Source organism: Cupriavidus sp. 30B13, assembly GCF_049059565.2.
Taxonomy (GTDB): domain Bacteria; phylum Pseudomonadota; class Gammaproteobacteria; order Burkholderiales; family Burkholderiaceae; genus Cupriavidus.
Window position 1 is genome coordinate 2,071,312 of sequence record NZ_CP188224.1, and the last position, 15,057, is coordinate 2,086,368.

Sequence of the window (15,057 nt, forward strand, 5' to 3'; positions counted from 1 at the left end):
GTCGAGCGACGCGCCGGTGGCCCGGACGGGAGCACTAGACGCGCCCGGGCGTCACCGGCGTCACCGGCGCCTCGGGCGCTTCGGGCTTCTCGGGACGCCCCCACATCCAGCAGGCCCCGCATGCCATGGCCAGCGCGGCGGCGATCACCCAGCGCCGGTCGTCGACCGACATCGCCATGATCGCCACGCAGGCGCTCATGCTCAGCGTGGCGGTCACCTTGGCGCGGCGCGACACCGCGCGGCCATTGCGCCAGTTATAGAGCATGGGGCCGAACAGGCGGTGCCGCTCGATCCAGGCCGCAAGCCGCGGCGAGCCGCGCGTGGCGGCCCAGGCCGCCAACAGCACGAACTCGGTACTCGGCAGGCCCGGCACGAACAGCGCGACCACGGCGACGGCCAGGCTCGAACCGGCCAGCGCCAGCCAGGCCCACCGCGCCATGCCGCGCGCCGGCCTGGCTTCGTCGTTGCGCCTGCGCACGGGTCAGGCCGTCTCGAACATGTCGGCAAGCAACTGGCCAAAGCGGTCGTACGCCGCATTGGCGCCCGCGACGACGGCGTCGTGCGTGCGCGCGTCCAGCGCATCGCTGTCCAGCGCAGCCACGAAATTCCGCCACGCCACGGCGCGGCCTTCGGGATAGGCGGCCAGGTTGCGTGCGCCGAATTCGGCGGACAGCCCGAGCTTCTCCTGCGCGGCCTTGAACAGGAACGCCGCGCCGAGCGTCGAGCCTTCGGAGACGTAGAGCCAGCCCAGCGCCTCGGGCATGGCGACGCCAGTGCTGGCGATTTCGGCTTGCGGCACATCCCGTTCCAGGTCCGCGAGATCGGCCTGCGACGCGGCGGCGCGGCCGCGGCCATCGAGATCCGGCACCGCGGCGCGCACGGCGGCGTCTTCGAACAGATGCTCCACATCGCGCTGGAACAGATACTGCGCGGCAACGAAACGGGCGTAGCCGTCGCGGCTGGCAAAGGGATCGGCGGCTTCCATCAGCGCGTGCATGCGCTCGTGCTGGACGGCGGTCTCGTGCTTGAGCCGGGCAGACAGCATGGGACGGGCTTCGGTGGAGGTGGTCATGGGAATGCTTCCAGGATTGAACAGATAGCGGGTGGCGGATAGCGGATAGCGGGCGCGGCGGCACGCGTAAGCCAGCCTTCTTTTTACGTGATCGCGCCGCTCAAGACACGTTAATCTTGCTTCATGTAGGCCGGCGCGCGCGGCCGGCTGCCGTCACCGCGCGGCCGGCGGACTGGCTGTCCGGGGAAGCTGGTGGCCCAGCAACTGCTGGTACTGGTAACGGAACGCGGTACCGCCCGTGCCCAGCAGGCGCGGCAACGGCGTGATGAAGTCCTTGCGGATTTCCACCGTGATGCGCCAGACCGGCACCGCGCGGCCGGGCGCCGCGGCGCCCTTCCCCGCCTGGCCGCCGCCGATGGTATCGAGCGACGTGAAGCTCTCCACGGCAACGGTGGCAATGTCGCCGTCGCCCAGATAGCCATGTGCCGCGGCCGCCATGCGCATGCGCACGCGCCGCTCCATCTGCCGCGCTTCCAGCGATTCGGCGGGATCGGTGTGGAACTGCTGGACGGCGCGCTCCAGCGCCGTGCCGCCCATGGCGATGGCAAGCCCGATGTTCCCGAGCTCGATGAACATCATCGCGCCGGCAATGATGACGGGCAGCGCGAACGCGGCCTCGACGGCCACCGCGCCGCGGCTGCCGCTCCGATGCATGCGACGGTTACGCATTGCCGCGCTCTTTACGGAAGCCGCGCCCGGCGGCGATGCGGCGGACGGCAACGTGCAATGCCGGAAGGTGCTGGCGCATCACGTCAGCCCAGGAACAACACGAACGCCGCGCCGGCGGCAATCGCAAAGCCATAGGGAATGCCCGGCAGCGAATGGGAACGCAGCGCCATCGGGGTGGCCAGCGGCCGGCGCAGCCACGGGCCAAGCTGCTCGACGCGCCGCGCGACGCACAGCTCGACCCTGCGCAGGACCGGCATGCCCAGTGCCAGCACGCCGCCCGCCAGTGACGTGACCAGCAGGAACATCGACACGTCGCCTCCCAGCCAGAGGCAGAGCACCGCCACCAGCTTCACGTCGCCCGCGCCGACCCAGCGCATGGCGAACAGACCATAGCCCACGACCAGCACGAGCGCGGCGGCCAGCGCGCTGCGCCCGAGCTCCGGCCAGGCCAGCGCCTGCCCATCCTGGAAGGCCAGCCACGCGGCGTGGATCGTCCACAGCGCGAGGAGCGCCAGGACCAGCCGGTTGGCGATGCGGCGATACAGCAGGTCCGACAGCACCGCCCAGAGCAGCGCGGGCGGCAGCACCAGGGCGGCAAACGTCAGTGAAGGCGGCACGAGCGCGATGGCGTCTTGCAGCAAATGCGGAAAGCGAGGCGGCATGAGGGGCTCCGGAACACGGCGGGAACACGGAAAAGTCACGGAAAAATCACAGCGAAAGCACGGCAGAAGCACGACAAAAACACCTTGGGTAACGCCGCACCGTCCTTGTCCCCGTTGTCGGTCAACCGTTCGTCAACCGAAGAACACAAACGGCACGCCCGCGTGCACGGGAGACGCCATCACCCTGGCGGATATGCCATAGACGCTGGCGAGATGGCTTTCCGTGAGGACCTCGGCAGGTTCGCCATACGCGACCGCGCGGCCGTCGGCCAGCAGCAGGAGCCGGTCGCACCATCGCGCGGCCAGGTTGACGTCGTGGAGCACGAGGAGCGCGGCCAGGCCGTCCGTGCGGCTGAGCGTTCTGATGCTGTCGAGCATCAGTAGCTGGTGGCGCGGGTCCAGGCTCGAGATCGGCTCGTCGAGCAACAAGGCGCGGTAGCTGCCCGGCGACCGGCAGGCCAGCACCTGCACCAGCGTGCGGGCAAACTGGACACGCTGTTGCTCGCCGCCGGACAGGCGTTGATAGTCGCGGCCCGCCAGGTGCGTCACGTCGGCCAGATCGAGCGCGCGGCGGATCAGCGCGCTGATGGCGGCAGGATCGAGCTCCGGGAACGGATAGCCGCCCATGGCGACCACCTCGGTCACGTCGAGGTCGAAGCTCAGGCCAGGCGACTGCGGAAGAACGGCGCGGGTCCGGGCGAGCGCCTGGACGGGCCAGTCCGCGAGGCTGCGCCCGTCCAGCGTCAGCGCGTCGGCCGGCGCGGCGATCTCGCCGGCCAGCGCGCCCAGCAGCGTGCTCTTGCCCGCGCCGTTCGCGCCGAGCACGCCGAGCACCTCGCCCGCGGGCAGGCTCAGGTCGATGCCGGAGAGCACCTGGCGGCGGCCGCGGCTGCAACTGAGTTTCCGGGCTACCAGCATGTCATGCTCCCTTTCGCGCCAGCATCCACAGCAGGAACGGTCCGCCCACGAGGCTCGTCACGATGCCGATCGGCAATTCCGCGGGGATCACCACCATGCGCGAGAGCCAGTCGGCCAGCGTCATGGCGATCGCGCCGCCGGCCAGCGTGTTTGGCAGCAGCCAGCGGTGATCGGCGCCCAGCGGCATGCGTACCAGGTGCGGCACGACCAGGCCGACGAACGAAATCGTGCCGGTGACGGCGACGATGGGCCCCACCAGCAGCGCGGTCAGCACGATCAGCCGGCGCCGCAGCCGCTTGAGGTCGAAGCCCAGGTGCTGGGCCTCCCGCTCACCGAGCAGCAGGGCATTCATGGCGCGCCAGTCGCGCAGCAGCAACGCGCACAGCACGCCGACCAGCGGCACCAGCCACGCGAGCATGGGCCACGTCGCGCCGGCGAGACTGCCCATGTTCCAGAACGTGAGGTTGCGCAGCTGCACATCGCTGGCCTGGTACGTGAAAAAACCGACGATTGCCGCGCAGATCGCGTTGATGGCGATGCCCGCCAGCAGGAGATTGGCCATGCCCCCGCGCCGCGAGCCCAGGCGATAGGCCAGCGCGGTGGCCGCGAGACTGCCCGCGAACGCCGCCGGCGCGACGCCGGCCAGGCCCTCCGCACCCAGCACGATGGCCGCCACGGCGCCGGCCGCGCCGCCCAGCGAAATCCCGATCAGGCCCGGCTCGGCCAGCGGATTGCGGAACAAGGCCTGCATGACCGCCCCCGACAAGGCCAGCGCGGCGCCCACCGTGACGGCCAGCACGATGCGCGGCAAGCGCACCTGGATCAGCACGTTGCGCCACATGGCATCCTCGCCGGTCGCGGCGGACGACCACAGCAGCGGCAGCAGCCGGCCGCGGGGAATCGGCAGCGCACCGCTGGCCGCCGCCCACAGCGCGGTGAATGCCAGCATGACGCACAGGGCGGTGAAGACGGCCGCTCGGTGAACGCGCATCAGCGGGCCGCCGGCTGCCCGGCGGTCAGTCCGGCCTGCAACAGCCGCAGCGCTTCGGGCAAGCGGGGACCGAAGCCGAGCAGCAACAGGTCATCCATGACGACGAGGCGCCGGTTCCTGGCCGCCGGCGTCGCATTGAGGCCCGCCTGCGCCAGGAAAGCATCGGCGCCGCCGCTGGCGCTCACCGACATCGTGGTCGTGACGATCACGTCCGGCTTCAACGCGGCCGCGGCTTCGGCCGAGAACGGCTTGAACCCGCTCTGGTCGGCCAGCACGTTGGTGGCGCCCGCGAGCCTGAGCATCGCATGGCCGGCGGTGTCGTTGCCCACCGCCTGCATTTTCCCGGTATGGCTGCTGACGATCAGCACGCGCGCCGGCGGGCTGACGGGGCGAATGTCGCGCAGCTCGGCGTGCAGCCGGCTGACCAGGGCACGCCCGCGCTCGGGTATTTCCAGCGCCGCGGCCACGCCCTGGATGCGCTGGTCGAGCGCCTCGACGGTCGGCGCGGACGGCAGCATCACGACCTTGACGCCGAGCTTGCGGATCTGGTCCAGCGCCTGGGGCGGACCCGCCTGGTCGGAAGCCAGCACGAGGTCCGGCTTCAGGCTGGCGAGCCCTTCCACCGAAACCGTGCGGTAGTAACCCACCTTTGGCAGCTTCGCCGCCGCGGCGGGATAGATGCTGGACGCATCGGCACCGACCAGCGCCTTGTCGGCGTCCAGCGCATAGACGATTTCGGTGACGGCGCCACCCAGCCCGACCACGCGGGCAGGCGGAGCGGCCTGGGCGATACCTGCCGCGCACAGCAGGGACAACAGCGCAGAGCGCAGCAGTTTCATCGTTGACTCCGGCATGCCGTCAGACCGCCAGCGCGACCGGGCACAGCGACTGCAGCAGCGCTCGCCAGGCGCCCAGCTCCGGCTTGCCGGGCTTGCGCTCGCCGAAGAACTGCACGATGAGTTCGCCGCCGGCACCGTACAGTTCCAGGGACGTCACCCAGCCATCGACGGTGGGCTTGTTGACGACCCAGCTCGACGCCACGGCATCGGTGTTCAGGTGCAGGTTGAAGTTGTCATCGAGCACGTTGAACCACGGACCGGTGCGCACCAGTTTCCGCACCGGCCCGGTGTGGATCTGCACGATCCCCCGGTTGGCGACGAAACACATGATCGGCAGCGCGGATCCGGCGGCGCGGCCGAGCACGGTTTCGACGGCCGCATCGTCCACCCGTTGCGCCAGATCTTCGCCGGCGGCGCGCAGCGCGCCGAGGCGCGACACGCTGAACTGCCGCAGCATGGCGAAAAAGTCATGCGTGTCCCGCAGACTGCGCCAGTGGTCGCGCAGTGCCGCGGCATCGGCAGGCGCGTCGGCCTCGGCAACCGCCGCGACGGGCTCGACCACGACCGGCGCCACCGTGTCCACGGCGTGCCGGTCGACGTACGCCTGCCATGCCGCGGCGTCGGTGGCGTCGGTCCGGTAGACCTTGTGCACCGCCTCGCCCGCCTTGTCGAAGAACTGCACGCTGTCGCGGCCGTTCTCCGTCACGGCGTAGAAGTACCGCCAACTGCCGAAGAACATGCGCAGGTCGATGTCGGGCCCGAGCACGATGCCCACGGGCCCCTCGGCTTCGATGCCCTGGTACTGGCCGTGGCGCTCATGGACGGCACGGTCGTTGCGCGACAATGCCATCACCGGCCCGAGCATGCCAAGGTCACGGAACAACTGCTGCGCCGTGCCCCCGAGTTGCCGCACGGCCACGCCGCACCCCGCCGCGACGAGCTCGGCCTCGCTCACGCCAAGGCGCTGCGCGCGGTCCCGGATACGCAGTTTTGGGTGGGCTTCGACCAGTTCCTGATGCCGCTGGCGCAGCGCGTCATTGCTTTGTTGTTCCATTTCCATGCAGATCCGGGATGGTTCAGGGCTGGACGTCGAAGTTGATCGTCCAGGTCTGCTGGCTGCTGTTCGAGTTCGGATCGGCGTAGACGATCTTGGTCAGGTGGAAGCGCGCATACGTGGCACCCTCGCCGCCGCGAATCAGGCCGCCCGCATCCGCATTGGCGCTGATCAGGTGGGCCACCGCCGGCAGGCCATTCGCCGCGGCTGCCGCGGCAGTCGGGAAGTACGAGTACCAGCCGTAGTTCAGCGGGTTCGGGTACGTGCCAGTGTAGGTGGGATTCAGCACCGATGCCGTCGCATCCTTCTTCCACTGGGCGGCCGTGGCGGGCAGGCTCATGTCCGCGGCGGTCAGGTCCGCCAGCGTGGTGGTCACGTTGTTGACGCTGGTGAACGCGGACGCCACCGGCTTGTTCGACGCGTCATAGAACCCCGCGGGCGTCTTGCCCAGGAAGCCGGCCACCGTGCCGGTACCCGACTCGCCGCCGTTGAGCTTGACGTTGTAGCGGTTGAACGCGATGTGCCAGGTGCCCGTGGCGGTGGTTTCCGCGCGGTTGACCAGATCGTAGTAGACCCAGTCGGCCGAGGCGTTGACCGACGCCGTGTACACCGTGCCCGGGTTGCTGCGATCGACGAAGCGGAAGCTCGGATAGCCGGACGTGGTGCCGCCCGGGCCGCCGTAGTAACCGGTGATCTGCAGCGCGAACACGGGCGCCGCCACGGTGCCGGTGGTATCGGGCAGCGCGCTGTTCGTGGTGATCACGAACGTGCGGAAGGTGGGATACAGCGAGTGGTCGGTGGCCGCGCCGGTCACGCCGTACTCGAACACGGCCGAGCCGATGTCGTTGGTGCCCGAGAACACGCCACTGGCCGAATCCTTGAGGAATACCGCGTCGGGCAACGCGCCGTTGACCGGGTCGACGGTCGCGTTCTTCCAGGCCGACAGCGCGGTCCAGGTATGGTCGAAGGGGCTGCCGAAGGCGCCGCCGTTGCCGGTGTCGGTGGTGCCGCTGTTCGTCCACAGCGTGGCGGTGCGCCCGCCGGTGTCGGTCTTGACCTTCAGGTCCCATGCGGTGCCGGTGCAGGCTGCCTGTGCCTTGGCATTGAAGTCGTAGCACAGCGAAGCGCCGGCCGCCGGCAGCGCGAACGTCCATTCGGCCGACTGCGTGAAGGCCGTGGTCGCGGCGGGCGGGGTAGTCGTGCCGCCGCCCGGGGTGCCGTTGCCGCCCGTGCCACCGGTGCCGCCGGTGGTCGTGCCGCCGTCGTCGCCGCCGCCGCATGCGGCCAGCGCCAGTGCGAGAGCGACCACGCCGAGTGCGCCAAGCGGGCGGCGATACAGTGAGAGAGTGTCATTCATCATGATGAGGCTTCCCCTTTGGTTTCTTGTTAGCGGGCGAGGTCCACGTTGAACCGCGCGCCCAGGTAGATAAAGCGCCCCGCCACGGGCCCGAAGTCACTGGCATTCGCGAAATCGCGTTGACGATCGAAGAGGTTGTTGACGCCGACGAACGCGGTGACGCCGCGGCCGATCTTCTGGTTCAGCACGAGATCGAGCGTGCCCCAGCCCGGCGAGCGGGCGCCGGTGGCGGAATCGGTCAGCTCGCTGCTCTGGAAGCGGGCGCGGGTCGACAGCTCGGTGGACGGCAAGATGCGCCAGTCGGCGCCCACGCGGGCCATGTGGCGGGGCCGGCGGGTCAGCTCGGAGCCGGTGTTGAGGTCTTCGGTGTCGGTAAACGTGTAGGCCGCCGTCAGGTTGAGCTGGTCCGTGGCGCGCCAGCGCAGCGACGTCTCGGCGCCCTGCGTCTTGGCGCGCGCCACGTTCCGGTACGTATAGACCGCGATGCCGTTGACCATCGAGAAGTTGGTCATGTCGGTCTGGATCAGGTCCGTGACGCGGTTGTAGAACAGGTTGGCATCGAGCGTCACGCGCTCGCGCCAGGTGAGCTGGCCGCCGAACTGGAAGCTGTTCGACGACTCCGGCTTCAGGTCCGGATTGCCCAGCACGATGTAGCCCAGCGAGCTATGGTCGAACAGGTAGTGGCGTTCCTTGAGATTCGGCACGCGGTAGCCCTGGCCATAGTTGGCGCGCAGCACGCCCTTCCAGGTGTCGTTGGAGAGCAGGTTGGCGCGCAGGCCCACCTTCGGCGCGAAGTGGCTGCCGAAGTCGGAGTCATGCTGGCCCCGCAGCCCGACGACCATTTCCCAGGTGTCGTTGAACAGGATGTCGTTCTGCACGTAGAGCTCGCCCGCGCTGCGCTCGGCGCTGCCGGCGCCGGCCAGCTCCGACGCACCGTTGACGCTCTGGTTCAGCGTTTCGCGGTGGAAGTCGCCGCCGAACTGCCAGAGCTGCCGGTACCACGCCGGCATGTCGAACTGGGCCGAGACATGGTCGGTCTGCTGCGCGGAATTGCGCGTGGAGGTCTGGAAGCCGTTCGAGTATTCGCGCGAGGTGCTGTCGTAGGTCTCGTGCACGCCGGCCAGCCGGGCGCGCACGCCGTTGTCGAAGCCCCATTGCCCGCCATAGGTGTAGCGGTTGCGGTCGATGTCCTCGGTCTTGCGCTGCGGCACGTAGTTCGGCGGCGCGTAGTACTGGTAACGCTGCTCGTCCGTCTCCCGGTAGGCACTGGCGTCGAACCAGAACTTGCCCGCCCTGCTGGGGAGCCATTCGAGCCGGCCCGCATACTGCTCGCGGCGCACCTTGTCGCCGTGGCGCGTCCAGCCGTCCGCATCGACGGCATAGCCCTTGTTGTCGAGCGCGTCCGCACTGACCCGTGCCCGGAATTGCTCCGTGCCGCCTTCGACCCGGACATTGCCATGCAGCAGCCCCGGCGAGCCGTCGGCGTTCTGGCCGCCGTAGGTGCCGGTATCGGCCGCGACCGCGCCCGAGAAGCCCTTGGCGACCGGCCGCGTGATCACGTTGATGACACCGCCCATCGCCGAGCTGCCGTACTGGGCCGAGCTGGCGCCCTTGACCACTTCGACATGGTCGACCTCGGTGAGCAGGTATTGCGAGACATCGACCGTCGAGCCGGTGCTGGCGGTGATCGGCAATCCGTCGATCAGGATCAGCACCTGCTCGCTGGTCATGCCCTGGAGGGTGACTTCATAGCCCGACTTGCCGTGGATCTCGCGCAATTGCAGGCCGGGCACGTTCTCCAGCGCATCCTTGAGCGTGCGCGCATGGGTGCGTTCGATTTCCTGGTGAGTCACCACCTCCGTGCGGATCGGCGTCTCGTCCAGCGTCTTCTCGCTTCGGGTGCCGGTGACGACGACCGTCGGCAGGGGGTCGTCAGGCGCGGCCTGTTGGGCCCGGGCCTGCGGCGTGGCGGAAAGCAGGGTGCCGGCAACGACGGCAAGGTATTTCAGACGCATGGGAGGCGGAACCGGCGGCGAGAAACCCGGCTGATGCAAATGGATGCCTAATGATAATGATTCTCGTCTGCATCTTCCGTTAAGATTACTTAATGGAGATCGCCGGCGCTCAGGGTGGAGGAGGAAACCCGGGCGCGGTCGCCCCGGGCGTGCGGTATGGCGGAACCGCGCCGAACAGATGAGGGCAGCGGCGCGCGGCCGGCGCGCCGCTGCGGGCTGGCGCCGGCCCCGCCGCCGGGGTGCGCGGCGTGTGCGGTAGCGAGAAAGTGGCCGGGGCCGTCCCTGGCCGGCCCGCGGGCGTGGCCCGCCTAGCGCCGGCCCGGGCCGAAGCGCTCGCGGTAGTCGCGCGGCGTGATGCCCATCTGCCGCAGGAACGCGCGCCGCAGCCCTTCGTCCGAGCCGAAGCCGGTACGCGCGGCGATCGCCTTGAGCGGCAGGTCGCCCTGCTCCAGCAGGCGGCGCGCGCCTTCGATGCGGGCCGACTCGATGAAGGCCATCGGACTGGCGCCCGTCTCCTTCGCGAACACGCGCCGGAAATTGCGCTCGCTCATGGCCACGCGCGCCGCCATTTCGGCCAGCGTGAAGTCGCGCGCGAGGTCGGACAGGATCCAGTCCTGCAGCCCGCGGATGCCGGCGTGGCTGGTGGCCTGGCTGGCCAGGTGCAGGCTGTATTGCGACTGCCCGCCCGGGCGCTTGAGATAGACCACCAGTTCGCGCGCCAGGTCCAGCGCCAGCTCGCGGCCGAGGTCTTCTTCCACCACCGCCAGCGCCAGGTCGATGCCGGCCGTCACGCCGGCCGAGGTCCACAGGTTGCCCTGGCGGATGAAGATCGCGTCGGCATCCACCTCCACCGCCGGGAAGCGCTGGCGCAGCAGCGCGGCCACGCTCCAGTGCGTGGTGGCGCGGCGCCCGTCGAGCAGGCCCGCCGCGGCCAGGAAGAAGGTGCCCGAGCACAGCGCGATCAGCCGGCCGATGCGCGGCGCCACCGCGCGCGCCCACGGCACGATGCCGTGCGCCTCGCCCATGGCGCGCTCGATGTCGCGCGCGCCCACGATCAGCGCGATGTCCGGCAGCAGCACGGTATCGAGCCGGGCCGTGGCCTCCAGCGTCATCAGCGTGTCCGAGCGCACCGGGCCGGCCTCCAGCGCCACCACGCGCGTGGCGTAGGCCGGCGGCTGGCCGCGCTGGGCCAGCCGCACGTTGGCGTAGTCGAACACCGTCATGGGGCCGACCGCCTCCATCGCCTTGAATCCCGGGTACACCACGATATCCACCCGCCGCGGGGCGGTGTTCGGCTGCGCTTGCATCGGCCTGGTCCGCAATGAAAGCGCCGATCTTAACTCGGCACCTGCGCCGGCACCTGCGCCGGCGCGCACCGGGCTATGAAGGTTATGCGCCCACCGCCTAAAGCGCTGCGCGTGCAAGCTTGCGCCAACAAATTCGTTCTGTTGCGGTGAACCCTTTCTTAGCATGGTGCATGCCGTCCAAGTCCGGCCATCCATCCGTCCCCATTCCGCGCCCGCGGCGGCCACGCCGGCGGGCAGCCCAACCGAGGAGCGTCATGCATCACGAGCCAGAGCAGCCGTCCGCCATCCATCATCCCGCCGATACGCCGCGCGCCACCGGCACCCTGAGCCGCCGCGGCTGGCTCAAGGCCGCCGGCACGCTGGCCGTGGCCGGTGGCGTGGCGCCCTTCGTGTGGGCGCCGCGCGCCCGCGCCGCCGGGCAGCTCAAGCCGATCAAGCTGGCCTGGAACGCCAGTTCGGTGTGCTTCGCGCCGGTGGCGGCCGCGATCAAGGAAGACATCTTCCGCAACCACGGCCTGGACGTCGAGCTGATCAACTTCGGCGGCTCCACCGACCAGTTGCTCGAAGCCATCGCCACGCGCAAGGCCGATGCCGGCGTGGGCATGGCGCTGCGCTGGCTCAAGCCGCTCGAGCAGGGCTTCGACGTCAAGCTCACGGCCGCCACCCACGGCGGCTGCATGCGCCTGCTGACCACGCGCAACTCCGGCGTGACCGACCTCAAGAGCCTCAAGGGCAAGACCGTGGCGGTCAGCGACATGGCCAGCCCGGCCAAGAATTTCTTCTCCATCCTGCTGGCCAAGCGCGGCATCGACCCGGTACGCGACGTGGAATGGCGCCAGTATCCGGCCGACCTGCTCGGCATCGCGCTGGAAAAAGGCGAGGCCCAGGCCGCCGCCGACGGCGATCCGCGCACCTACCTGCTGCGCAAGGAGCGCAGCCTGGTCGAGGTGGCCACCAACCTGTCCGACGAATACGCCAACCGCGCGTGCTGCGTGCTCGGCATCCGCGGCAGCCTGATCCGCGAGGACAAGGCCACCGCGGCCGCGCTCACGCATTCGGTGCTGCAGGCGCAGGAATGGACCGTGGCGCATCCCGAGGAAACCGCCCGCCACTTCGCCGAGTTCGCCAAGGTGCCGCAGGCCGACGTGGTGGCCATGCTCAAGAGCCACACCCACGGCCACCACCCCACCGGCGGCGACCTGAAGAAGGAGCTGGCGCAGTACACGGACGAGCTCAAGCTGGTGTCGGTGATCCGTCCCGGTACCGATTCCACCAAGTTCGCGGACCGCATCTATGCCAACGTACTCAGCTGACGGGCAGCACGGCGCGCCCGGCGCCCACGACACCCACGACGACTTCCTCGCGCTGCCCGCGCCGGCCGTGCCGCGCGTGTGGCTGGGCGGCGCGCTGGCCGCGGCCGGCTGGCTAGCGGTGGCCGCCACCGTGAAGTTCTGGCCGGAGGCCGAGGACTGGCCGCTGACGCAGGAAACCGCGCAATTGTTCGCCACGTTCGCCGGGCTGCTGCTGGTGCTGGCCTTCGTGCAGCACCGCCTGGGCCGCGCCGGCGCCGCGCTGCGCCGCTCCGGGCCGTGGCTGGTGGTGCTGGCGGCGCTGACGCTGGTGTGGGAGGTGGTGACCGCCAAGCTCGGCCTGCTGCCGCGGCCGTTCTTCGCGCCGCCGCAGGCGCTGCTGGAAGTCTTCCTGGACGACTACGCCAAGCTGGCCGACGCCGTGGCGCATTCGCTGCGCCTGCTGGCCACCGGCTACCTGCTCGGCGCGCTGGCGGGCTTCCTGACCGGCGTGGCGATCGGCTGGTCCAGCCGCGCCGGCTACTGGGTCCACCCGGTGCTGCGCCTGCTCGGGCCGCTGCCGGCCACGGCCTGGCTGCCGATCGTGTTCTTCGCCTTTCCCAGCAGCGCCAGCGCGGCCACCTTCCTGGTGGCGCTGGCCACGTGGTTCCCGGTCACGGTGCTGACGTGGTCCGGCGTGGCGGCGGTGGACCCGGCCTATTACGACGTGGCCCGCACGCTTGGCGCCAGGGAGCGCTTCCTGGTCCTCAAGGTGGCCGTGCCGGCCGCGCTGCCGAGCGTGTTCGTCGGCCTGTTCATGGGCCTGGGCGCCTCGTTCTCGGTGCTGGTGGTGGCCGAGATGCTGGGCGTCAAGTCCGGCCTGGGCTGGTACCTGCAGTGGGCGCAGGGCTGGGCCGCCTACGCGAGCATGTATGGCGCGCTGCTGGTCATGGCCATCCTGTTCTCGGGCCTCATCACGCTGCTGTTCCGCTCGCGCGACCGCCTGCTGGCGTGGCAGAAAGGAGTCGTCAAATGGTAAGCGCCGCCCCCGCCATCGTCGCGGAACAGGCCGCCGCCAGCAATGGCGTGCGCCTGACCATCGACCAGGTCAGCCATCATTTCAGCCTGCGCGACCAGGTGCTGCCGGTGCTCAACCGCGTCAGCCTGAACGCCGAGCCGGGCGAGTTCGTGGCCCTGCTCGGCCCCAGCGGCTGCGGCAAGTCCACGCTGCTGCGGCTGGTGGCCGGGCTGGAGCCGCCGCGGCGCGGCACGCTGGCCGTGGACGGCGTGCCCATCACCGGCCCCGACCCGAGCCGCGTGGTGGTGTTCCAGGACCCCACGCTGTACCCGTGGCGCACCGTGTGGGACAACGCCGCGCTCGGGCTGGAAGCGCGCGGCCTGCTTTCCACCCAGCGCCAGCGCGTGGACGACGCGCTGGCGCGCGTGGGCCTGAGCGACTTCGCGCGCGCCTACCCGCGCCAGCTTTCCGGCGGCATGGCGCAGCGCGCCGCGCTGGCGCGCGCGCTGGTCAACGAGCCGCGCCTGCTGATCCTCGACGAGCCGCTCGGCAAGCTCGATTCGCTCACGCGCCTGAGCATGCAGGGCGAGCTGGTCTCGCTGTGGCAGCGCGCCGGCTTCACCGCGCTGCTGGTCACGCACGACGTGGAAGAAGCGCTGCTGCTGGCCACGCGCGTGATCGTGTTCAGCGAGCGCCCCGCGCGCATCACCGCGGAACTGAAGATCGACCGCGCCTATCCGCGCCACCGCGACGACCCCGAGCTGATCCGGCTGCGCCGCGAGATCCTCGGCCTGCTGGGCCTGGGCGAAGGATGGTAGCCACGCGCATGACACCGCCGCCGGCAAGCGCGCGGAGCCGCCATGCCGGATGAGCTCTGGCATCTGCACGGGGCCTGGTGGCTGGGCGCCGACGTGCTGCCGGGCCGCGCCGCGGCGCCGCGCCCGGGCAGCGCCGCGCTGCGGCCCGCCAGCTTTGCTCTCGTCCTCGCCATCGTGCTGTGGTGGCTGCTGGCAGGCCTGCCGTGGCGCGGCCAGCCGGCGCCCGGCCCGCTGCTGCGGCAGGCCCAGGCCCGCGGCGAGCTGGTGGTCGGCGTGCATGCGTATCCGCGCGCCACGCCGCCGGGCCGGCCGCTGGTGCCGGAACCCGATCCGGCCGAGGCCGCGCTGGCCGCCGAACTCGGCCGCGCGCTCGGCGTGCCGGTCAGGCTGCGCCACCTGCCCCAGCCGGCGGACGGCCGCGGCACGCTGCCGCCGGGCACCGATCTGTCTTTTGGCGGCCCCGCCGCCACGCAGCCGCGCGCGGCCTTCGCCCGTGCGCCCGCCATCCCGCCCGGCACGCTGCTGACGCTGCGCTTCACGCCCGTGGACCGACTGGCCATGCTGGCCGGCAAGACCGCCTGCGTCAGCCAGGACAGCCCCTACCAGGCCGCGCTGGCCCGCGCCGGCGCCACGCTGCGCCGCTACCCGTCCGCGCTGCAGGCATTGCTGGCCTTCCGCCGCGGCGACTGCGCGGCGGTGGCGGAAGACGCCGCGCTGGCCGCGCGCGTCATGCGCCTGCCCGAATGGCGCTTCTTCGCGGCGGCGCCGCTGCTGGTGGACGGCGCGGGGCCGCTGCTTGCGCTGCGCCAGGCCGACGCGCAGTCCGCCCGCTTCCTCGAACAATGGCTGGCGGGCCGCCGGCGCGACGGCCTGCTGGCACGCTGGCGCGACGCCGCCGCCGGCGACGCGGCCTTCAACATGATGCTGGTGGAAAGCGGCCTGATCTGCCACTAGCCCCCTGAACCAACCGATCCACCCGGGCCAACACGAACCGACCGGGCCGCGCCGGCGGCAACGCCCGCACCACACACATGCAGCACAACGCAAC

Annotated in this window: 15 protein-coding genes; 4 read left to right on the plus strand and 11 right to left on the minus strand. The window is 70.6% G+C overall.

Annotation, left to right across the window (positions count from 1 at the left end):
- Positions 1-34 precede the first annotated feature (34 nt).
- The 11 genes from ACKI2N_RS28295 to ACKI2N_RS28345 all read right to left on the minus strand — a co-directional run bounded on the left by ACKI2N_RS28295 (position 35) and on the right by ACKI2N_RS28345 (position 10,884).
- Complete coding sequence (locus ACKI2N_RS28295; protein ID WP_420995309.1) at positions 35-478, minus strand: YbaN family protein; 444 nt, start codon at positions 476-478, stop codon at positions 35-37.
- A 3-nt stretch (positions 479-481) separates the two neighbouring features.
- Positions 482-1,072, minus strand: a complete 591-nt coding sequence (locus ACKI2N_RS28300) for a biliverdin-producing heme oxygenase (protein WP_420995308.1) — start codon at positions 1,070-1,072, stop codon at positions 482-484.
- 153 nt (positions 1,073-1,225) lie between these two features.
- Positions 1,226-1,741 carry a hypothetical protein gene (locus ACKI2N_RS28305; protein ID WP_420995307.1) on the minus strand — a complete coding sequence of 172 codons (516 nt, stop codon included), beginning with the start codon at positions 1,739-1,741 and terminating at the stop codon, positions 1,226-1,228.
- Positions 1,742-1,824: 83 nt separating this feature from the next.
- Positions 1,825-2,403 (minus strand): A24 family peptidase, encoded by a 579-nt coding sequence (locus ACKI2N_RS28310; protein ID WP_420995306.1) that lies wholly within the window; start codon positions 2,401-2,403, stop codon positions 1,825-1,827.
- 132 nt (positions 2,404-2,535) lie between these two features.
- The gene (locus tag ACKI2N_RS28315; RefSeq protein ID WP_420995305.1) at positions 2,536-3,321 is read right to left on the minus strand and encodes a heme ABC transporter ATP-binding protein; all 786 of its coding nucleotides are present in this window, start codon (positions 3,319-3,321) and stop codon (positions 2,536-2,538) included.
- Between the two features lies 1 nt (position 3,322).
- Complete coding sequence (locus ACKI2N_RS28320; RefSeq protein WP_420995409.1) at positions 3,323-4,270, minus strand: FecCD family ABC transporter permease; 948 nt, start codon at positions 4,268-4,270, stop codon at positions 3,323-3,325.
- Between the two features lie 41 nt (positions 4,271-4,311).
- Positions 4,312-5,151 (minus strand): heme/hemin ABC transporter substrate-binding protein, encoded by an 840-nt coding sequence (locus ACKI2N_RS28325; RefSeq protein WP_420995304.1) that lies wholly within the window; start codon positions 5,149-5,151, stop codon positions 4,312-4,314.
- Between the two features lie 19 nt (positions 5,152-5,170).
- Positions 5,171-6,211, minus strand: a complete 1,041-nt coding sequence (locus ACKI2N_RS28330) for a hemin-degrading factor (RefSeq protein WP_420995303.1) — start codon at positions 6,209-6,211, stop codon at positions 5,171-5,173.
- A 16-nt stretch (positions 6,212-6,227) separates the two neighbouring features.
- Entirely contained in the window at positions 6,228-7,514 is a 1,287-nt protein-coding gene (locus ACKI2N_RS28335; RefSeq protein WP_420995302.1) for an HmuY family protein, read from the minus strand.
- A gap of 77 nt (positions 7,515-7,591) precedes the next feature.
- The gene (locus tag ACKI2N_RS28340) at positions 7,592-9,577 is read right to left on the minus strand and encodes a TonB-dependent receptor plug domain-containing protein (protein WP_420995301.1); all 1,986 of its coding nucleotides are present in this window, start codon (positions 9,575-9,577) and stop codon (positions 7,592-7,594) included.
- A 308-nt stretch (positions 9,578-9,885) separates the two neighbouring features.
- On the minus strand, positions 9,886-10,884 hold the full coding sequence (locus ACKI2N_RS28345; protein WP_420995300.1) for a GlxA family transcriptional regulator: 999 nt from the start codon (positions 10,882-10,884) through the stop codon (positions 9,886-9,888).
- Between the two features lie 254 nt (positions 10,885-11,138).
- Here ACKI2N_RS28345 and ACKI2N_RS28350 point away from each other — a divergent pair, with 254 nt between their 5' ends.
- The 4 genes from ACKI2N_RS28350 to ACKI2N_RS28365 are packed head-to-tail and all read left to right on the plus strand — an operon-like array spanning position 11,139 to position 14,963.
- The gene (locus tag ACKI2N_RS28350) at positions 11,139-12,197 is read left to right on the plus strand and encodes an ABC transporter substrate-binding protein (protein WP_420995299.1); all 1,059 of its coding nucleotides are present in this window, start codon (positions 11,139-11,141) and stop codon (positions 12,195-12,197) included.
- On the plus strand, positions 12,178-13,212 hold the full coding sequence (locus tag ACKI2N_RS28355; protein ID WP_420995298.1) for an ABC transporter permease: 1,035 nt from the start codon (positions 12,178-12,180) through the stop codon (positions 13,210-13,212). Before ACKI2N_RS28350 ends, ACKI2N_RS28355 begins: the two co-directional genes overlap by 20 nt.
- Positions 13,206-14,009, plus strand: a complete 804-nt coding sequence (locus ACKI2N_RS28360; protein ID WP_420995297.1) for an ABC transporter ATP-binding protein — start codon at positions 13,206-13,208, stop codon at positions 14,007-14,009. Before ACKI2N_RS28355 ends, ACKI2N_RS28360 begins: the two co-directional genes overlap by 7 nt.
- Before the next feature lie 42 nt (positions 14,010-14,051).
- Positions 14,052-14,963 carry an ABC transporter substrate-binding protein gene (locus ACKI2N_RS28365; protein ID WP_420995296.1) on the plus strand — a complete coding sequence of 304 codons (912 nt, stop codon included), beginning with the start codon at positions 14,052-14,054 and terminating at the stop codon, positions 14,961-14,963.
- Positions 14,964-15,057 lie beyond the last annotated feature (94 nt).

What these genes read in the sequence shown, in the direction of transcription:
- ACKI2N_RS28355 (WP_420995298.1), top strand. Translation starts at nt 12,178, where the DNA reads ATGCCAACGTACTCAGCTGACGGGCAGCACGGCGCGCCCGGCGCCCAC.
- ACKI2N_RS28365 (WP_420995296.1), top strand. Translation starts at nt 14,052, where the DNA reads ATGCCGGATGAGCTCTGGCATCTGCACGGGGCCTGGTGGCTGGGCGCC.
- ACKI2N_RS28340 (WP_420995301.1), bottom strand. Translation starts at nt 9,577, where the DNA reads ATGCGTCTGAAATACCTTGCCGTCGTTGCCGGCACCCTGCTTTCCGCC.
- ACKI2N_RS28350 (WP_420995299.1), top strand. Translation starts at nt 11,139, where the DNA reads ATGCATCACGAGCCAGAGCAGCCGTCCGCCATCCATCATCCCGCCGAT.
- ACKI2N_RS28310 (WP_420995306.1), bottom strand. Translation starts at nt 2,403, where the DNA reads ATGCCGCCTCGCTTTCCGCATTTGCTGCAAGACGCCATCGCGCTCGTG.
- ACKI2N_RS28315 (WP_420995305.1), bottom strand. Translation starts at nt 3,321, where the DNA reads ATGCTGGTAGCCCGGAAACTCAGTTGCAGCCGCGGCCGCCGCCAGGTG.
- ACKI2N_RS28325 (WP_420995304.1), bottom strand. Translation starts at nt 5,151, where the DNA reads ATGAAACTGCTGCGCTCTGCGCTGTTGTCCCTGCTGTGCGCGGCAGGT.
- ACKI2N_RS28300 (WP_420995308.1), bottom strand. Translation starts at nt 1,072, where the DNA reads ATGACCACCTCCACCGAAGCCCGTCCCATGCTGTCTGCCCGGCTCAAG.
- ACKI2N_RS28360 (WP_420995297.1), top strand. Translation starts at nt 13,206, where the DNA reads ATGGTAAGCGCCGCCCCCGCCATCGTCGCGGAACAGGCCGCCGCCAGC.
- ACKI2N_RS28305 (WP_420995307.1), bottom strand. Translation starts at nt 1,741, where the DNA reads ATGCGTAACCGTCGCATGCATCGGAGCGGCAGCCGCGGCGCGGTGGCC.
- ACKI2N_RS28330 (WP_420995303.1), bottom strand. Translation starts at nt 6,211, where the DNA reads ATGGAAATGGAACAACAAAGCAATGACGCGCTGCGCCAGCGGCATCAG.
- ACKI2N_RS28345 (WP_420995300.1), bottom strand. Translation starts at nt 10,884, where the DNA reads ATGCAAGCGCAGCCGAACACCGCCCCGCGGCGGGTGGATATCGTGGTG.
- ACKI2N_RS28320 (WP_420995409.1), bottom strand. Translation starts at nt 4,270, where the DNA reads ATGCTGGCATTCACCGCGCTGTGGGCGGCGGCCAGCGGTGCGCTGCCG.